The 20,172-nt window shown below is 40.0% G+C and carries 12 protein-coding genes; 11 read left to right on the top strand and 1 reads right to left on the bottom strand.

Translation table 11 applies throughout. The features are described 5' to 3' along the window. The first annotated feature begins 11 nt into the window (after positions 1–11). The 10 genes from pheT to Q0376_RS09340 all read left to right on the top strand — a co-directional run bounded on the left by pheT (position 12) and on the right by Q0376_RS09340 (position 16,956). On the top strand, positions 12–2,456 hold the full coding sequence (gene pheT / locus Q0376_RS09105; protein ID WP_298706741.1) for a phenylalanine--tRNA ligase subunit beta: 2,445 nt from the start codon (positions 12–14) through the stop codon (positions 2,454–2,456). A gap of 363 nt (positions 2,457–2,819) precedes the next feature. Then, positions 2,820–5,207, top strand: coding sequence for a U32 family peptidase (locus Q0376_RS09100; protein ID WP_298706739.1), 2,388 nt, complete (start codon positions 2,820–2,822; stop codon positions 5,205–5,207). 112 nt (positions 5,208–5,319) lie between these two features. Next, a complete protein-coding gene (locus Q0376_RS09095; RefSeq protein WP_298706737.1) occupies positions 5,320–7,698 on the top strand; it encodes an endonuclease MutS2 in 2,379 nt (792 codons plus the stop codon). Positions 7,699–7,834: 136 nt separating this feature from the next. Continuing rightward, positions 7,835–9,901, top strand: coding sequence for a transglycosylase domain-containing protein (locus tag Q0376_RS09090; protein ID WP_298706768.1), 2,067 nt, complete (start codon positions 7,835–7,837; stop codon positions 9,899–9,901). A 34-nt stretch (positions 9,902–9,935) separates the two neighbouring features. Further along, positions 9,936–11,144, top strand: coding sequence for a tyrosine--tRNA ligase (gene tyrS / locus Q0376_RS09085; RefSeq protein WP_298706736.1), 1,209 nt, complete (start codon positions 9,936–9,938; stop codon positions 11,142–11,144). A 248-nt stretch (positions 11,145–11,392) separates the two neighbouring features. Further along, entirely contained in the window at positions 11,393–13,771 is a 2,379-nt protein-coding gene (ppsA, locus tag Q0376_RS09080; RefSeq protein ID WP_298706735.1) for a phosphoenolpyruvate synthase, read from the top strand. Positions 13,772–13,835: 64 nt separating this feature from the next. After that, complete coding sequence (locus Q0376_RS09075) at positions 13,836–14,465, top strand: helix-turn-helix transcriptional regulator (protein ID WP_298706733.1); 630 nt, start codon at positions 13,836–13,838, stop codon at positions 14,463–14,465. A 306-nt stretch (positions 14,466–14,771) separates the two neighbouring features. Further along, on the top strand, positions 14,772–15,596 hold the full coding sequence (locus Q0376_RS09070) for a pyruvate, water dikinase regulatory protein (protein WP_298706731.1): 825 nt from the start codon (positions 14,772–14,774) through the stop codon (positions 15,594–15,596). A 21-nt stretch (positions 15,597–15,617) separates the two neighbouring features. After that, positions 15,618–16,610, top strand: a complete 993-nt coding sequence (locus Q0376_RS09065; protein WP_298706729.1) for a deoxyguanosinetriphosphate triphosphohydrolase — start codon at positions 15,618–15,620, stop codon at positions 16,608–16,610. Positions 16,611–16,881: 271 nt separating this feature from the next. Beyond that, complete coding sequence (locus Q0376_RS09340) at positions 16,882–16,956, top strand: putative holin-like toxin (protein ID WP_363303107.1); 75 nt, start codon at positions 16,882–16,884, stop codon at positions 16,954–16,956. 392 nt (positions 16,957–17,348) lie between these two features. On the opposite strand, the gene rpmB is transcribed toward Q0376_RS09340, so the two are convergent. Beyond that, entirely contained in the window at positions 17,349–17,537 is a 189-nt protein-coding gene (gene rpmB, locus Q0376_RS09060) for a 50S ribosomal protein L28 (RefSeq protein WP_006556543.1), read from the bottom strand. Positions 17,538–17,840: 303 nt separating this feature from the next. Here rpmB and recG point away from each other — a divergent pair, with 303 nt between their 5' ends. Beyond that, complete coding sequence (gene recG / locus Q0376_RS09055; RefSeq protein ID WP_298706727.1) at positions 17,841–19,883, top strand: ATP-dependent DNA helicase RecG; 2,043 nt, start codon at positions 17,841–17,843, stop codon at positions 19,881–19,883. Positions 19,884–20,172 lie beyond the last annotated feature (289 nt).

The following is a 20,172-nucleotide window of genomic DNA, read 5'->3' as shown; positions in this document are numbered from 1 at the left end:
AGGTAGTAAGGATGAAAGCTAGTTTAACATGGATGAAGGACTATGTGCCTGTAGATACAACTAAGCCTGCTCAGGAATTGGCAGATATTTTGACACAAGCAGGCATTCCTGTAGAAGATGTGATTTCTATGGACCAAGGGTTGAAGAAAATTTTTACAGGTAAAATTGTAGAAATTACTAAGCACCCAGATGCTGATAAATTACAAGTGTGCCAAGTGGCTTGTTTAGATGATAAAACCGGGGAAGAGATTACGAAACAAATCGTAACCGCTGCTACGAATGTAGCCGTAGGGCAAGTGGTACCGGTGGCGTATCATAAATCTCGCTTAGCTGATGGTACGGAAATTAAAAAAGGTAAACTTCGCGGTGAAGTGTCTGAAGGGATGTTCTGCTCTGTGGCTGAGTTGGGCGTGTCTAAAGATTTAGTGTTACCTGGTGAAGCTGAAGGCATTTACATTTTGCCAGAAGGTACACCAATTGGTATGGATATTCGCGATGCTTTAATGCTTGCTGATACAGTATATGAATTTGAACTTACACCAAATCGTGCAGACTGTTTCTCTATGATTGGTCTGAGCCGTGAATTTGCCGTTATGACTGGCAATGAAGCAAAAGAGCCAACTATTACAGTGGCTGAAACAGGGGCTGATGTGGCAAGTGAATTATCCATTCAAATTGAAGATAGTGAACTTTGTCAACGCTTTATGGGCCGTGTAGTATCCAATGTAACAGTAAAACCAAGCCCATTGTGGTTACAAAATCGCCTTCGTAATTGTGGCATTCGCCTTATCAATAATGTAGTAGACGTAACGAATTATGTAATGCTCGAATATGGTCAACCTATGCATGCGTATGACTTTGATGAACTAGAAGGTCAGAGCTTAACAGCGCGAGCTGCTAAGGCAGGGGAAACTATTAAAACTCTTGATGGTACAGATCGTGAACTTAGTGAAGGTATGATTGTCATCGCTGATGCTAAGCGCCCTGTTGGCGTGGCTGGTGTTATGGGTGGTTTTGATACAGAAGTATCTAATAAAACAACTACTGTAGCTTTAGAAGCTGCTGTATTTAAGCCTGCATCGATTCGTCGCACAGCTCGCGCTTTAGGAATGCGCAGTGAAGCATCTGGCCGTTTTGAACGTGGTATTAATGTGGAGTATACCGCTAAAGCCCTAGATCGTGCGGCACAGCTTTTAAAAGACTTAGATGAAGCAGTAGAAATCCATACAGGCGTTGTTGATGTATATCCTGTGAAGGCGCAAAGTCGCACAGTAAGCTTTACTGCAGCGGCTATTAATAGCTATTTAGGCACTCATATTGAGGAAGCACGGATGGAAGAGATTTTAAAGACTCTATCCTTCGGTTGGCACAAAGAGGGTGAAATGATTACAGTTGATGTACCATCTTGGCGCAATGATGTAAGTGTAATGCCTGATATTGCTGAAGAAGTGGCCCGTATTTATGGCTATGATAATATTCCGTCTACTACACCTTGGGCTAATTTAACAAGTGGTACGATTAGCGAAGAAAAGCAAATTGTTAAAGCTCTTCGCCGTACTTTCGTTAGTCATGGGTTAAGCGAAATTATCACATTTAGCTTTATGCATCCTGATAGTTTGAAAAAACTATTGTTACCAGAGTCTGATACACGCTATGAAGCAGTGCCTATTTTGAACCCTATTACTGAAGAATTCCCGGTAATGCGTACGTCCTTACTTCCTAGTATGTTAGAGGCGGCTGTGCGCAATGTGGCTCAAAAAAATCATGATCTATGGTTATTTGAAACAGCGGCTACGTATCATCCAAAGAGCTTGCCTATTACAGAGCTTCCTGTAATTAAACAAGCTGCTTGTGGTCTTATGATGGGCAAAGTGAATGATATGCAGTGGAGCGAAGCACAACGCAATACAGATTTCTATGATGTAAAAGGTGTGATTGAGTCTGTATTAAATGCTTTGCGCATTGAGGCGACAATTGAAACTACATCCGAGCCATATTATCATCCTGGCGTAAGTGCACAATATGTAGTGGATGGTAAAGTAATTGCTACATTAGGTGAACTTCATCCACAAGTTATTAAAAATTATGACTTGTCTGGCAAAGTGTATGCCTTTGAAATTGATGTAACGGCTATTTTATCCTTACATCGCGGTCATTTACAATATGCAGGCATTAGTAAATTCCCTGGCACAAGCCGCGACCTTGCCATTGTGGCTCCAAATACAATCTCCTCTGAAACAATTGGTCAAATCATTTATGAAAAAGGTGGTCAATTCTTAGAGCGTGCCTTTGTATTTGATGTGTATGAAGGGGAACATATTGAAGCAGGTTTCCGCAGCTTAGCGTACAATTTATCCTTCCGTAGTAATGAAGGTACATTGACTGACGAAGACATTGAGCCAGCTATTAATGATATCTTGGCAGCGCTTAATGAAATCGGTTGCAAGCTTCGTTAATCATAATTTTATAAGTCATGCTGTTGAGTTAATCTATTAAAAAATACGCTACATTATAAAAAAGACTGTAGGCTTTGGACCTGCAGTCTTTTTGTAGTGTCACATCATGTGGCATGGGTATAGGCAGATAATGTGCAATGTTATCGATGAATATTGTTGTGGTGTTGCAGTACATTGGCTCCTATTGCAGTATATAATACAGTGGTGTTATAGAATATAATGTCATAGTGTTGCTTAATGTAATGTGCTATAAAATGTGTTATAATAATTATATATTTGTAATCAGTCTTAAAGGATAAAGAGATAGTTATTTCTTTGTCCTTTTTTTAACTATAATGTATAAATTACCCTTAAGGAGGGGCTATGGAGTTATTAGCACCTGCAGGTACAGCAGAAAATTTTATGGCAGCTCTTGAAGCTGGTGCGGACGCCATTTATTTAGGTGGTAAATCCTTTAATGCACGGGCTAGCGCTGCTAATTTTGATATAGATAATTTGCGTGAAGCCGTCAATCTAGCTCATGTATTAGGTGTTTCCGTATTTGTTACGGTGAATATATTAATTGGTGATGCAGAGTTAAAGGACTTAACGGCGTATTTAAAAGAGTTAGAAGCTATCGGTGTAGATGCTATTATTGTGCAAGATTTAGCCGTGGCACGCTTGGCTAAGCAAGTGGCACCAAAATTACACTTACATGGTAGCACCCAGCTAACAGCGACTAATTTGGGCACTGTTAAGTTTTTGGAACGCATGGGCTTTACGCGCGTTGTATTGGCGCGTGAAATGAGCCTTAAAGAAATTGAATATATTTGTAAACATGCAGAAGCTGAAATCGAAGTTTTCGTTCATGGAGCCCTTTGTGTATGCTATTCCGGGCAATGCCTTATGAGTAGCTTTATTGGGGGACGCAGTGGCAATCGAGGGGCTTGTGCCCAGCCTTGTCGTTTGCCTTATGAACTATTGCGCGATGGCAAAGAAGTAGTGAATGCTCCTGATGAAACATATATTATGAGCCCTAAAGATTTAAATTACAGTGAACATATGGAAGAGCTCATTGCGGCTGGGGTGGCATCTTTTAAAGTAGAAGGTCGTATGAAAAAAGCCTCCTATGTTAAAGAAGTCATTGGTACCTATCGTCAAATTATTGATCGCGCTGGTAAGACTGTAGCCGGTGATCAAGAGCATTTGAAGGCTGGATTTAATCGTGGTTTTTCTACAGATTTATTGGACGACACGGTGAGTCGTAATATGATTACGGCGGTAGCACCAGGCAATCGGGGCAAACGAATTGGTCCTAGTGAAGGGGGACCTAAAACCCCAGTATGGGATAATTTACAAGATTTTTCACGTAAATATAAAGTTCAAATGTACTTAGATGGTAGTGAAGGTTCTGTGCCCACTTTGACCTGCATGGTTGATGTAGAGGATACCGTTAACAGCGATAAACGTCTTTATGAAATGCCCTTTGAAACTGATGTGATTACCGTTACTGTGCCAGCCGTGGACTATGAACTACAATTAGCAAAGAAAAAAGCTACTAGTAAAGAGAAGATTGAAGAACAGTTGGGACGCTTAGGTACAACCGTGTTTCATTTAGAGTCCTTGTACATCCCTGAAGGTGCTTTTATGTGGCCGTCCAGTGTGTTAAATCAAATGCGCCGAGATGCTGTAAGGGCTTTAGAGCAGCATTTATTGAAACGTCATGAAGCGGTGTTACACAATATATTACAGACTATTACTGGCGCCATTCATACCTATGTAGGAGCACATCCGATGGTGCTAAATAGTCCATCACACACTATGGGGCTCAAAGGCCAGCAGGTAAGTTTAGGAGATGGAGAAACGCCAAAGTCTGCAGGACATATATCTCTGCGTACGGTCGCGTATGAAGGCCCGCGGATGTCGATTCAATTAGATGAGCTCTGGCAAGTGGAAGCAGCCTTAGCTGGCGGTGCACAGAAGATCATCTTTGGCGGCGATCGCTTAAGTCGTAAGCCTTATGAGCCATCTATATATAAAGAGGTAGTTGATTTATGTAGAGCGAAGGGCGTACCATGTACTTTAAGTACACCCCGCGTTGTAAAAGAGAATGAAGCAGCGCAGTATAAGGCGACTTTAGACCATATTGTGACAGCGCAGCCCGATGCGATAGGGATTCATTTTTTAGGGGCTTTGGAATGGCTTACTGAACTCGGTTATGAAGGAACTGTAGAAGGAGAAAGCAGTTTGCAACTTTTTAACTCTGAAGCGGTGCAGCAAGTGGCAGCACTAGGCCTACGGGAAGTGACTTTATCACAGGAGCTCACGCTCAAGCAGATTGGTAAAATTGCTACGAATTCGCCAATTCCTGTGGAATGTATTGTTCATGGTTTAACCGAGCTTATGATTACAGAGTATTGTGCTATTAGTAGTTTTGCTGGCACAGGTTGTAAAGCAAATTGTCCGGCTCCTTGTTTGAAAAATGGCTATGCCTTACGAGATCGTTTTGGCGAAGAATTCCCTATTCGTACAGACCCGTATTGTCGCATGCATATTATGAATAGCCGTATGCTAGACATGAGAGCCTATATTCCGGAGCTTAAACGACATAATATGGCGTATTGGCGTATTGATGGGCGTCAGCAAAGCAAAGCTTGGATACGCGAGACTTTACATAACTATGTGGGTATTTTACAAGGCACTGTACCTGTGCCACCAAAGCATGAAGAATTACCAGTAACTAGAGGTCATTATTTTAAAGGTATTTTCTAGTTTTATAAAATTGATGCTATACCCTGTGTTGTAGAATCATAGATAATGAGTGGTAGCGAGTATATAGGGTATGTTACAGATAGTAATTATATAAGGAGGAATATTTTAATATATGAATAATAGTTTACAATTGTTAGATTTCTTTGTCATTCGTGAACGCTTAGCAGAACATTGCTCGTCTAAGATTGCCAAGGAATTAGCTATGGAGCTAGAGCCTCTAACAAATGGTGTAGACATAAAAACAGCATTAGATGAAACTGTAGAGGCCTTGCGGTCTTGGCAACAGGAAATTGAACAACCTTTAGGTGGTACTCGAGATATTAGAGATGCTTGTTCAAAAAGCCGTAAAGAGATTGTGCTTACCCATGATGAATTATGGGATATTTATACCACTATAGGTGCGTATAAACGGATGTATCAGTTCTTTACTACTAAGTATGCCACCTATCCATTGTTATCTCTTTGGATTCAAGATATGCCTCGTCATGATGGTTTAGAACGAAAGTTTGAGCGTGTATTTGACAAAAAGGGAAATTTATTAGATTCCGCATCGCCTAAACTGCAAAATTTAAGGGCAACTATTGGTCGTACAAAGGATCGCATTAAAAATGATATTCAAAGCATTTTACATGATCCAGATAATCAGAAATATTTCCAAGAAACGTTAGTAACGCAGCGTAATAATCGTTACGTAATTCCTGTAAAACAAGAATATCGCTATGCCTTTGAAGGCCTCATACATGATCGGTCCTCTACAGGGGCTACATTATATATAGAACCAATGCGACTAGTTAATCTTAACAATGATTTGCAAGAAGCTATGATGGCTGAAGAGGAAGAAGTGCGGCGCATTTATAAAGAATTGTCTTTAGCTGTGCGCAAGGATAGCAATTCCTTAATGGATGCGTGTGAACGGGTATCACATGTAGAATTTGTGTACGGTAAAGCATCTTTAGCGATGAAGATGAAAGCGCAGCCAGCTGAATTATCTGGTGGTAGAGAGGTAAAATTACTCAATGCCCGTCATCCTTTGATTCCTCCTAATGTGGTGGTACCTACTACCATCATTTTAGGGAAAGAGTACAAAATACTTTTAATTACCGGCTCTAATACGGGTGGTAAAACTGTCGCTATGAAGACGTTAGGCTTACTTAGTTTGATGAATCAAGCAGGCCTTTGCATTCCCGCTGATACAGGTTCTATCTTACCGATTTTTAACACGATTTATGCAGACATTGGTGATGAACAAAGTATTGAAGCTAGCCTTAGTACATTTTCGGCTCATATGACACAGGTAGTACATATTTTAAAAGTAGCTGGTCCTAAGGATTTAGTATTGCTCGATGAATTAGGTTCAGGTACTGACCCAGAAGAAGGAAGTGCTTTGGCTGTTGCAATTTTAGAATACTTCCGCAAGCGCGGCCCTTTAATGATGGTGAGTACCCATTATAATGAACTAAAAAATTATGCCTACCATACAGAAGGTATTGAAAATGGTCATGTAGAATTTGACGAACGCACCTTGCGTCCTACATATCGCTTGCATATTGGGGTGGCTGGTAGTAGCCATGCCTTTAGTATTGCCGCTCGCTTAGGCTTGCCGCGTGAAGTGATTGATTATGCTAAGACGCAACGCGAAGGGGCTGCCAATCAGGATATGGAAGAAGTGCTTAGTGATCTTAATGAGCAACTTCGTAGAAATCAAGAGAGGGAAAGAAAGCTTAAAAAAGAATTGGAAGAAGCACGGCGTGCACGCACCTATGTGGAGCGAGAAAAGAAGAAGATTAATGATCGCCGTAAGCAGATTTTAACTAAAGCCCAAGAAGAGGCGCAAAGTATGAAGCAGTCTCTTCGCGTGGAAGGGGAACAGATTATTAAACAACTTAAAAATCAGTTCTCTGAAACAAATAAAGATAAACGCCAAGAAGCCATTAGTAAGGCCCGTAAGAATATTTCCGGTGTGGCCGTGCCAGAGATTGAATTTGAAAAGCGCGAAGCCGTAAAATTAGACGACTTAAAGGCAGGGCAACCCATCTTTGTTACGAGTCTCAATGCGACAGGCACGATTGCGTCCATTCAAGGAAAGCGCATTCAAGTGGAAGTTAATGGCTTGACAGCGAATGTAAAGGTTACTGATTTAGCTCTCGCGAGTCGAGAAGAAGTAAATCAGTTAAAACGTAAACAAGAAGCTGTACAGCCTAAGCCACGCAAACGGGCAGGAGGATCTGCTGTAGAGCGCCAAAAACATGCCACTACAGAGCTCAATGTAATTGGCCAAACAGTGGATGAAGCTAATCAAAATGTAGGGCATTTTATTGATCAAGCCTTAATGGCTGGTATTTCTCCAGTGCGTATCGTTCATGGGAAAGGCACAGGCGCATTACGGGCTGGTATTCATCAGTATTTAAAACATTTGCCTCATATTAGTCGCTTTGAAATTGCCGGCTATGACGAAGGTGGTGCGGGGGCTACAATCGTCTATTTGAAATAAGAATTGGAGCCCTTAAAAGTAGACAAAATAGCCTAAAAAGGCTTATAATAAGCGGTGTATGACGTTTTATATACTTATTGAGAGGTGTCGTATGAGCTTACGAAGTTCGTCAAAAGGACGACAAATAAAAAATAATATGCCAGGTAAGCCACAGAAGAAGAAAAAATCGCCTTGGCGAAGATTTCTTTGGATTGTAATTACTCTATTTATAATTATTGTGGCCGGTGCTGGCTGCGGTTTTATTGGTGCTACTATGTCTGATTTGCCAGAAGTGTCCAATGTAAAACCAGCCGCATCCTCGCAGATTTATGATGTACATGGCAATTTACTTACTACAGTACATGCTGCTGAAAATCGCTTGCCTGTAAAATTGTCTGAAGTACCTAAAAATCTTCAAAATGCTTTTATTGCTACCGAAGATGCTCGTTTTTATAGTCACCATGGCATTGACCCTATTGGGATTATGCGTGCCATTTGGGTCAATATTGCCCATGATGGGGTGGCTGAAGGGGGCAGTACCATTACGCAGCAGTTAGCCCGTAATGCCTTCCTAACACAGGATCGTACATTGAAGCGTAAGATTATGGAAGCTATGTTAGCACTCCGTATTGAACAGCATTATACGAAGCAAGAGATTTTGGAAATGTACATGAACCAAATTTATTTTGGTCAAGGTGCTTATGGTGTACAGGCGGCGGCCCATATTTACTTTGGTAAAAATGTACAAGATTTAGACTTGGCACAATGTGCAGTATTAGCCGGCTTACCACAAAGCCCTAATTATTATTCACCATTTAACAATTTAAAAGCAGCTAAAAATCGTCAAGCTATTGTACTAGGCCAAATGGTTAAATATGACTATATTGACCAAGCTACAGCGGATGAAGCAAAAAATGCTGATTTAGGCCTTCGTGAAAAAGCTGAAACAGCTCATAGCGATAATAATGCATCGTATTTTATTGATTATGTTATTTCAGAAGTATCTGAAAAATATGGCGATGATGCTATTTATAAAGATGGTTTAAAAATTTACACTACCATTGATATGAAGGCGCAAGAAGCAGCCATTAAGGCAATGGAAAACTTGCCTACCTTCTATCAAGATGAAAATGGTTTGCATCAGCCTCAAGGTGCCTTAGTAGCAATTAACCCACACAATGGGTATATTGTAGCTATGGTAGGCGGTCGTGGCGATGATTCCTTTAACCGTGCTGTTATGGCTGTACGTCAGCCAGGGTCTGCCTTTAAGCCATTTGTTTACTTGGCGGCCATTCAGGATGGCATGACACCAGGCAGTGTTATGGAAGATAAGAAAATCGACTTTAATGGTTGGAGCCCTAAAAACTATGAAGGCACCTATTCTGGTGAGATGACCTTACGCTATGCCTTGCAGCATTCTGTAAATACTATAGCAGTTCAATTAGCTGATAAAGTAGGGATGAAAAAAGTCCTTAATCTAGCAGCTGATATGGGCATTTCCACCTTAGTAACCTCAGGCAATCCAAATGATAATAACTTGGCTGCTGCCTTAGGTGGTTTAACTGAAGGGGTACGCCCTATTGATATGGCTGTTGCTTATGGTACACTAGCTAATGGCGGGGTTAAGGTAAATCCTGTGGCGATTACTAAAATTGTGGATCGCAATGGTCAAGTGGTAGAAGAAAATAGCACGGAAGAACAACGTGTTGTAGATGCTAAAGATGCGTATGTATTGACGAGTATGCTAGAGTCCGTAGTGCAAAGTGGTACTGGTGGAGGCGCCAATATTGGGCGACCAGCAGCCGGTAAAACAGGGACTACAGATGAATCAAAAGATGCTTGGTTTGTAGGTTATACACCAGATTTAGTAGCCGCCGTTTGGCTTGGTGATGACTTTGGTGTGGAAACTCTTGATGGCATTACCGGTGGTACTGTACCAGCTGTAATTTGGCGTGATTTTATGTCCCAAGCATTACAGGATATGGAAATACCAGCGTCTGACTTTAATGTGCCAGCAGGGGCCGCGGCGATTGCTAACCAAGGCTATGCACCAGTGGTAAAAGAAGAGCCAAAAGATAAAGACAAGGACAAAGACAAAGATAAGGATAAAGACAAAGATAAGCAAAAAGAGGAGGATTCGGTAAGCGAGGATAACTCTAATACTGACCAGGCACCAGCTACTGATGCTGACTCAGAAAAGCCTAAAAATAAAAAGTCCCGTTAGCATATGATAGCGTGCACAGCTTAGGAGGAAACGAATGAAATCATTAGAAGAACAAATGCGACTCATCCAGCATGGTGTAGATACCTTGCTTCCAGAAGAGGAGTTTAAGAAAAATTTAGCCAAGGCTATTGAAACGAATACACCATTAAAAATTAAATTAGGTCTTGACCCTACAGCACCAGATATCCATTTAGGGCATACGGTAGTGCTTCGCAAATTAAAGACATTTCAAGATTTGGGCCATCAAATTATTATTGTTATTGGTGATTTTACAGCTCGTATTGGGGACCCTTCCGGTAAGAGTGTAACCCGCCCACCTCTTGATGAAGCAGCGGTAGTGCGCAATGCAGCTACCTATAAAGAACAGATTTTTAAAGTTCTTGACGAGTCTAAGACTATCGTTCGTTATAATAGCGAATGGTTGAGTAAACTTTCTTTTGAAGATGTGTTAAAGCTAGCTGGTAAATACACTGTAGCACGCATGCTTGAACGGGATGATTTTCAAAAGCGTTATACAGAAGGCCGTGCCATTGGGGTTCATGAATTTATGTATCCTTTAATGCAAGGTTATGATTCTGTTGCTCTTGAAGCTGATGTAGAATTTGGCGGTACGGACCAAACCTTTAACTTATTGGTGGGTCGTCATTTACAAGGCGAATTTGATCAACGTCCACAATGTATTATTACTATGCCTATTCTTGAAGGCCTTGATGGTGTTCAAAAAATGAGTAAATCGTTAGGCAATTACATTGGTATTAGTGAGCCTCCTACTGAAATGTATGGCAAGGCTATGAGTATTCCTGATGAACTTATGATGCGTTATTTCATGCTTGTGACAGATATGTCCATTGAAGAACAAGAGGAATTAAGCAAAGCCTTAGAGGCTGGCACAGCGCATCCACGAGATACAAAAATGAAACTCGCCCATACTATTGTTCGTTTATACCATGGTGAAGAAGCTGCTAATGAAGCGCAGGAACAATTCATTCGAGTGTTCCAAAAACATGCGTTGCCAACAGATATTCCTGTGTATGAAATGGCAGCACCTACTGAACCAGTATATATTCCTCAATTATTGACTGATGCTGGTTTGACTGCTAGCAATAGTGAAGCGCGTCGCTCTATTAAAGCGGGTGCCTTCAAAATTAACGGGGAAAAATGCAGCGAAGAAAATGTAACCTTAGCACAAGATATGGTGTTACAAGTAGGTAAACGCAAGTTTATTAAATTACAATTTAAATAAAAAGTACGTGCTATATTTACTGTATTGTATTATGCAATAAGCTAAATGTGTTGCACTATATAAGAAGAAGGCCGTCATCCTTAGAGATGACGGCTCTTTTTATCTACCCTAGTATGTAGTTTACATAGGCGATGTTAGGCTAATGCAAAAGATTTATAAATAGTGTAGCAAAAATATTTGACTTTATTTTAAATGTATTGTACTATTTACTTAATTGATGTGTTTCTTTTCTTAGGAGGTTTCATATAATGAATCGTGAAAATGCATATGTACTATGGTTTGATGAATTAAAACGTGAAGATGTAGCCTTAGTTGGTGGTAAATCATCTTCTCTTGGGGAAATGACTTCTTCTACAAACGTACCTGTACCTTATGGCTATGCCACAACTGCACATGGATACCGGTTCTTTATGGAACAAACTGGCTTAGAAGAAAAAATTAAAGCAGAACTTGATAAATTAGATGATGTAGAAAACTCTGCTTTACTTCGCGAAATTTGCTTCAATATTCGTAAACTAATCGTTGATGCTGAAATGCCAAAAGAATTAGCTGATGCCATTGAAAAAGCCTATGAAGAATTAGGCAAAAAAGTAGGTGAAGCTAATCCATTCGTTGCAGTGCGCTCTAGTGCAACGGCAGAAGATTTACCAGATGCTAGCTTTGCCGGTCAACAAGATACATACTTAAATGTTCGCGGTGCTGATGTAGTTATCCAAAAGGTTAAAGAATGTTATGCATCCACCTTCACTGACCGCGCTACCTATTACCGTGTAAAACAGGGCTTTGATCACATGACGGTAGCACTTAGTGCGGCCATTCAAATGATGGTATTCTCCAAAGCAGCTGGTGTTATGTTCACTGTTAACTTAGTGGATGGCAATGATGACAGCATTCTTATTGAAGGCTCTTGGGGCCTTGGTGAATATGTAGTACAAGGCACAGTAACTCCTGATAATTTCACTGTAAATAAACAAAATATGACAATCACAGATCGCATGATCAATGATAAAAACGTAGCACTTGTTCGTAAACCTGAAGGGGATTGCGTAGAAATTCAAATTCCTGAAGAACAAGCTAAATCTCAAGTTATTACTGATGAACAAGTACTAGAATTAGCTAAATATGCTAAAGCCATTGAAAAACACTATGGTTGCTACATGGATATGGAATGGGGCGTTGATGAACGAGATGGTAAAATCTGGATTTTACAAGCTCGTCCTGAAACAGTGTGGTCACGTAAAGAAAAACCAGCAAAAACGGAGGCAACTATGGGTGCAACAACTACAACACGTGAAATTATTGTAAAAGGTCTTCCAGCAAGTCCTGGCAAAGTAGCTGGTAAAGCACATGTGATTTTAGACCCAGCTGATATTGATAGCTTTAAAGAAGGGGAAATTCTTGTTACTACAATGACAGCTCCTGACTGGGTGCCAGCTATGAAGAAGGCAAAAGCTATTGTAACTGATGCGGGTGGCATGACTTGCCATGCGTCCATCGTAAGCCGCGAACTTGGTATTCCTTGTATTGTTGGTACTAAGAGCCGCAGTGAAGAAGGTACTTTAAAAATTAAAACAGGTCAAATGATTACTGTTGATGCTACTAATGGTATCGTATATGAAGGTATTCTTGAAGATGCTGTTAAGAAGGAAGCGGCTCAAGCAGCGCCAGTAGCAACAGAATTTATTCCTGTAACTGGTACTAAAATTTACATGAACTTAGGTGACCCAGATCTTGCTGAAAAATATGGCGTTCTTCCATGTGATGGCATCGGTCTTATGCGTGAAGAATTCATCTGGACTACCTTCATCCATGAACATCCATTGCATTTAATTGAAACTGGTCGCAGTCAATTTGCTATCGATACCTTAGCTGAAGGCATGCGTAAAGTATGTCAAGCATTGGCTCCTCGCCAAGTAGTACTTCGTTTGAGTGATTTCAAATCCAGCGAATACCGCGATTTAACTGGTGGCGACAAACATGAACCACATGAATCCAGTGCTCTTCTTGGCTGGCGTGGCGCATCTCGTTACTATGATCCTAAATATGCACCTGCATTCCAATTAGAATTAGCAGCTATTCGCAAAGTGCGTGAAGAATATGGTTTCAAAAACTTACAAGTTATGATTCCATTCTGCCGTACAGTTAAAGAAGCAGCAGAAGTAACTCGTGTAATGGCTGAAAATGGTCTTGCTCGTAGTGCAGACTTCAAAATTTGGCTCATGGCTGAAATTCCTTCCAATATTATTTTGGCAGATCAATTCAACCAATATGTAGATGGTTATTCTATTGGGTCCAATGATTTAACTATGTTAATCTTAGGTTGTGACCGCGATAATGAAACTGTTCAACATATTTATGATGAACGTAATTTGGCTATCCGTCGTGCGATTCATCATTTAATTGAAGTGGCGCATCGCGATGGTAAAACAGTATCTATTTGTGGTCAGGCACCAAGCGTATATCCTGAATTCTGTGAATTCTTAGTACGCAGTGGCATTGACTCCATCTCTGTAAATCCAGACGCAGTAAAATCCACTAAGAAAATGGTGGCTCAGTTAGAACAACGCATGATGCTTGATGCTGTAACTGGTCGTGGCCGTTCTGTTGGTAATGAATTAGAATGGTAATTTACTAATAAGCACACAGGAGGCTCTTTGGGGCCTCCTGTTTTTTATGAAGGAGGTGTACACTTTGCAATTAACTAATCGACAAGAACAGATTGTTACTATTGTGAAGAATGAAGGACCGATTACGGGGAAGATGATTGCCAGTCGTTTAGATGTAACCCGTTCGGCATTACGCTCCGATTTGACTGTACTGACCATGATGGGGCTACTTGATGCAAGACCTAAAGTGGGCTACTATTTTGTTGGAAATCAGGCAGTGAATCCTGTGGCTAGTGAAATAAAACAGTACAAAGTGCATGATGTGATGGCTCAAGCGGTAGCGGTAGGACCGAGTACTAATTTATATGACACCATTGTGACCATGTTTACAGAAGATGTGGGCACTGTGCTAGTATGTGAAGATGGCTTTTTAGTAGGCCTAGTATCACGCAAAGATTTGCTTCGTGCGGCCATTGGTAAAAATGATCCTAAGGCGATGCCTATTTCTATGATTATGACGCCGACTAGTAAAATTATAGGTTGCACTAGTGATGATACAGTAGTAGAAGCGGCGCAACATATGGTGGACTATGAAGTAGATTGTTTGCCTGTCCTAGAAGAAGTGGAAGAAGGCAGTCGGAAGCGATATAAAGTGTTAGGGCGTATTTCTAAGACGACGATTACGAAACTATTGCTAGAGTTCGCAAAAGAGTAGTCATCGACAAATATTTCAAAACCAAGGGGATATTTCTGGAAGAATAACGGTTGACGTTTGCAAAAGAGTAGTCATCATCAAATATCTCAAAGGCAATCGTTTAGGAATATGTTTCAAAGAAGAGAAATTTAACAGTAAGTATCTTAAGGTAGAGTATTGAATAATATATTATTTTCTGCGTATAATCTTAATAAGAAAACTTTATCTCCCCTTAATTAATTGTCGTGTTCTTGCGAATCATTTTATAGGGCAGTTTTTACGAAAATTTGTGTTAGTTAAATTTTAAGTTACATAATGAGGTGTCATATGGCGAGCAATAAAATTATTTTTGCAATTTCTGACTCTTTAGGTGAAACCGCCGAATCTGTAGCGCGTGCTACAGCGAGCCAGTTTGATCAAGAAGATATAGATATTGTGCGTATTCCTTATATTAATCAAGAGTCTCAAATTGATGATGTACTTCGTGAAGCAGCACAGGATAATAATGTTATCTGTCATACAATAGTTTCGCCTACATTGCGCCAATATTTACATAATCAGGCAAAAGTTATGGGTGTTCAAGCTGTGGATATTATGGGGCCTGTGCTAGATTCTGTGAATAGTGTAGTGAGTACCAAGCCTCGCTTAACCGCTGGGATGGTGCATAAACTAGACCAAGAATATTTTAAAAAGGTGGAAGCTATTGAATTCGCCGTAAAATATGATGATGGTAAAAATCCATCTGGTTTTGAAAAAGCTGATATAGTTATCATTGGTGTATCTCGAACAAGTAAAACGCCACTTTCTATGTTCTTGGCGTACAAGAAAATTAAGGCCGCTAACTTACCTTTAGTACCAGAAGTACCACTACCAGAAGAATTATTTAAAGTGCCTGCAAAAAAAGTGGTAGGCCTTATCATTGATCCGTATAAATTAAATAATATTCGTTGTGAACGTTTGCGTACCATGGGGTTAGACCGAGAAGCTAATTATGCCACTATTGCCCGTATTGAAGAAGAACTAGAATATGCACGGGCTGTTATGCGCCGTGTTCACTGTCCAGTGCTGGATGTGACAAATAAATCTATTGAAGAAACAGCATCATTTGTGATGCAAATTATTGACCGGAATAAACAACAAGAGTCCAAATAAAGTGGAGAGGAGGCATTATATATGAGAGTGCGGGAAACTATTGAAGAACGAGAAGAGCTTATACTATCACCGCGAGCGGCGAAAAGCCGCTTGGCACAGCGCGATAGAGATGAGGTACTAGATCCATTGCGCACAGCCTTTCAACGAGATAGAGACCGTATTATTCATAGTAAATGCTTCCGTCGTCTTAAACATAAGACTCAGGTATATATTGCGCCTGGGGACCATTATCGGACTCGTATGACCCATACCTTAGAAGTGGGGCAAATTGGCCGTACTGTGGCTAGGGCTTTGCAGCTTAACGAGGATTTGGTAGAGGCTATTGCCATGGGCCATGATGTGGGGCATACACCCTTTGGTCATGTAGGAGAATATGCGCTGCGTGATATGGTGGGGCATTTTAATCATAATGAGCAAAGCCTAAGAATGTTAGAAGTGCTTGAGAAAAATGGACAAGGCCTTAATTTAACAAAAGAAGTGCGAGATGGTATTTTAGGTCATACAGGGACTCATATACCTAAAACCTTAGAGGGGCAAATTATCCGTTTAGCTGATCGAATTGCTTATTTATGTCATGACTTTGATGATGCGCAAAGAGCGGGGATGCTTGAAGTATCTGATTTACCAGAAGAGGTGAGAGCTGTTCTCGGTGTAACTCCATCAGCTATGATTACGTCCATGGTTATGGATATGGTAAAAGAATCTATGGACCAAGATTCCATTCGCATGTCGCAGGATGTAACGGATGTGATGAATATATTCCGGCGTTTTATGTTTGAACATGTATACATGGCGCCTACTTTAATTCCTGATCGTAATCGTGCAGCGCATGTAGTAAAATACTTATTCCGCTATTATATAGAAAATCCAGAGCTCTTACGCAGTGAAGTAGGCCACGATAATATTGTGTCGCTTACAGATATTGTAGATTATGTGGCAGGTCTGACTGATCAATATGCTATAAAACTATTCAAAGAGTTTTATATTCCTAAAATTTGGGACCCTAGTGCATAATGAGAGAGTGGAAAATAAAAAAAATCTCCTACGGAAAACCTCGAAACAAGTTCGAATGGTATTTCTCGTAGGAGATATTTTTTATTTTTAGGAAAAGGAGAGATATGAGTGTGAGTCGGCTTAGATGGTTAGAAGGAGTGGGGGAGTATAAATGCTCTAATAAGGTGGATAGCCGTCTTCTTTGTTTATATATTCAACTTGAATTATATGCTAAACTACATATAGGAGCCATCAACGTGAGTTAGGTTCATCTCCGTAAGGAGGTGGTGCTATGACAGTATATGAATCACTATCCTTAATGATAGCGTTCGCTACTCTTGTAGTGCTGATCATTTCTAGTAAATAATTAAAATTTATTTATTTGTATAAATGAAACGACCTAACGTTATAAATAAAGTAGTACCAATACTTTAACACGTTAGGTCATTTCTTTTCACAAACTTTAGAGATGAGCCTAACGCTAGCTACACGTTGGTGGCTCTCTTTGTAGTTTTATTATATCACAGTAAAGGAGAAGTCTCAATGAGATTAATCTAATGATTTTTTCATGCTAAGGACATCCCTATAACTATATAGTTGCACCGAAATATATGGTTATATCAAAATGTATGGGGGCACCCATATATATGGCTTTTTAAGGTGAATTAAAATAAAAAAATATCTCCCACAAGAAATTTCAGAGATAAGCTCTTAGTTTCTGTGGGAGATATTTCTTTGAGTACATGTACCTTCTTATTTTTACGCGCGTGTAATTTTATCGGAACGAAGGCAGCGAGTGCATACATTTACCTTTTTGGTTTCGCCGTCTACAATTGCTCGTACTCTCTGGATGTTTGGCTTCCAGGTCCTTTTTGTGCGGATATGAGAATGACTCACATTCATGCCGCTTGCAGTGGTTTTGCCACATACTTCGCAAAGGTTTGCCATAATTTCCACCTCCAAGCATAATTTACAACATAACATATGTATTCTATCACAAATGAATATATTAAGGCAAGCAGATATTTTTCTTTTTACCTGTGCCGAGTGGATATGAGTATTTGACCATGTAGAATCTATAGAGTGGACTACATCGTCATTTAATTATACACTATATAGTAGTAGTTGAATAGTTAGGACGGTAATTAATTAGAACGTATATAGAGCTATAATTAATTAGAACGTATACAGGATAATAATTAATTAGAACGTATAATAGCATTTACTTATAGAACACAAGGAGGAATGTACATGGAGGAGTCTTTGCTCACCATTAAGGGGATAGGGCCTAGTCGAGTAAAGCAATTAAATAAATTAGGAATTACGAATATTTCATCCTTGTTGACTTATTTCCCTCGTGCCTATGAAGATCGAAGCGCTACATATTTAATTGGGGCATTAAAAGATGGTATGGTGGGGGCGACTACAGGGCAAGTGATGCGAGTACAAGAGAAGAAACCTCGTCGCGGTTTATCTATTTTGGAGATTTATTTAACCGATGGCACGGGGAGCTTAAAGGTAGTCCTATTTAATCAAGGCTATAAAAAGAATTTTTATAAAATGGGACAACGCTTGCATGTGTATGGCAAAGTTGAGTTTAGTTATGGTGCTTTGCAAATGAATACACCGCATATAGAGGTATTATATGATAAGCAGGAACCACAAGGAGGGATTGTTCCCGTTTACCCTTTAGTCGAAGGTATTTCGCAATATACGGTTCGAAACGCAGTGGCTAATTGGTTTGACGCCCATGACTTACTGGACGATATACTACCTGCGAATGTAGTGAAAGAACATTCTTTTATGCCTCGTTATGAAGCTTTTAAAGAAATGCATTTACCTACTAATGTAGAGCGCCATAGTTTAGCGCGTAAACAACTAGCCTATGAAGAATTGTTTGTTATGCAGGCGGGGTTATTGCTTTTACGGTCTAAAGAACAGTCTGCTTTAGGCGTAAAGATGGGGCCTAATGGACATTTGTTTGAAACATTTTTAGGTCAATTACCTTTTGCTTTGACAGGCGATCAACAGCGCGCCGTTCTAGATATTACCACTGATATGGAAAATGAACGACCTATGCGACGTTTGCTTCAAGGTGATGTAGGGGCTGGTAAAACCGTAGTGGCAGCCCTTAGCCTAATTAAAGTAGTTGAAAACGGCTATCAAGGGGCCCTTATGGCGCCAACTGAAATTTTGGTACAGCAACATTATGAAAGTCTACAAGGATTGATGACTGACTTACCTGTAAAAATGGCACTGCTAACAGGCTCTATGAAGCAAAGTGAGCGAAATGCTGTATATGAAGGTCTTGCCGATGGTAGTATTGACATTGTACTCGGCACTCATGCATTGATTCAGGAGAAAGTACAGTTTAAGAAATTAGCTTTAGCTATCATAGATGAGCAGCATCGTTTTGGCGTAGAACAACGGGCGACACTGCAGAAAAAAGGACAAAATCCGCATGTTCTTGTTATGACTGCAACGCCTATACCACGGACTATGACCTTGTCTATTTATGGCGATTTAGAAGTGAGTTTGATAAAAGAACTGCCACCAGGGCGTAAACCAGTTCTTACGTATGCTGTAGACTCTACCTACAAAGAGCGGCTGCATGTATTTTTTGAAAAAGAAATGCGTGCAGGCCATCAAGTTTATGTAGTCTGTCCTTTAGTAGAAGAGTCGGAGAAATTAGACTTAGTGGCAGCTGAAGCTTTATATGCTGAATTATATGATTTATATAATAAGGAATTTGGCGTAGGTCTTGTGCATGGACGCATGCCGGCTGCGGATAAAGAAGAGATTATGAATGAATTTCACAGTGGCCGCATTAAATTATTAGTGTCTACAACTGTTATAGAAGTAGGGGTAAATGTGCCAAATGCGACTATTATGTGCATTGAAGGGGCGGAACGATTTGGCCTATCCCAACTTCATCAGCTGCGTGGCCGCGTTGGTCGTGGCGAGGCACAGTCTTATTGTGTGCTCATAAGCGATAGTAAGAATGAAGAAACAAAAGAGCGCTTGAAGGTTATGACCTCTACGCAGGATGGCTTTGTCATTGCAGAACAAGATTTATTGCTTAGAGGCAGTGGCCAATTATTTGGATTGGCACAGCATGGTTTGCCAGATTTGAAGATTGCTAATATTTTAAAAGACATAGATTTATTAGTTATGGCTAGACAAGATGCTAAGGATTGGCTACTAGGCGTTGGATTGAAAGTGGGGGCTAATACTATGAAACGTCATTTGCTCAATCGATTTGGTCCAAGCTTTGAACGGATTATATACAATTAAGGTTATTTTATAATTTGCAGATATTTTTGTTTTATAGTCTGCATAGATTTATATTTCATAACTTGCATAGATTTATATTTCATAGGCTACATAGATTTATATTTCATAGGCTATATAGATTTATATTTCGTGGCTTACATAGATTTATGTTTTATAATTTATATAGATTTGCACTTTGTGACACACATTAGTGAAAATTTACAATATTAGGCTTCTCATTAATGTTGCTTCTATATTCAATGCGCAGATAAAGTATTGTTTTTCTAGGTTTTTAGTTGATTTTATAGGC

Source organism: uncultured Veillonella sp. (assembly GCF_937981445.1).
Lineage (GTDB): Bacteria > Bacillota > Negativicutes > Veillonellales > Veillonellaceae > Veillonella_A.
This window is presented reverse-complemented; position numbering and strand designations above follow the sequence as displayed.

Coding starts and splice junctions, on each gene's coding strand:
- Q0376_RS09065 (WP_298706729.1), top strand. CDS start 15,618: ATGAGAGTGCGGGAAACTATTGAAGAACGAGAAGAGCTTATACTATCA.
- Q0376_RS09100 (WP_298706739.1), top strand. CDS start 2,820: ATGGAGTTATTAGCACCTGCAGGTACAGCAGAAAATTTTATGGCAGCT.
- pheT (WP_298706741.1), top strand. CDS start 12: ATGAAAGCTAGTTTAACATGGATGAAGGACTATGTGCCTGTAGATACA.
- tyrS (WP_298706736.1), top strand. CDS start 9,936: ATGAAATCATTAGAAGAACAAATGCGACTCATCCAGCATGGTGTAGAT.
- rpmB (WP_006556543.1), bottom strand. CDS start 17,537: ATGGCAAACCTTTGCGAAGTATGTGGCAAAACCACTGCAAGCGGCATG.
- ppsA (WP_298706735.1), top strand. CDS start 11,393: ATGAATCGTGAAAATGCATATGTACTATGGTTTGATGAATTAAAACGT.
- recG (WP_298706727.1), top strand. CDS start 17,841: ATGGAGGAGTCTTTGCTCACCATTAAGGGGATAGGGCCTAGTCGAGTA.
- Q0376_RS09090 (WP_298706768.1), top strand. CDS start 7,835: ATGCCAGGTAAGCCACAGAAGAAGAAAAAATCGCCTTGGCGAAGATTT.
- Q0376_RS09070 (WP_298706731.1), top strand. CDS start 14,772: ATGGCGAGCAATAAAATTATTTTTGCAATTTCTGACTCTTTAGGTGAA.
- Q0376_RS09095 (WP_298706737.1), top strand. CDS start 5,320: ATGAATAATAGTTTACAATTGTTAGATTTCTTTGTCATTCGTGAACGC.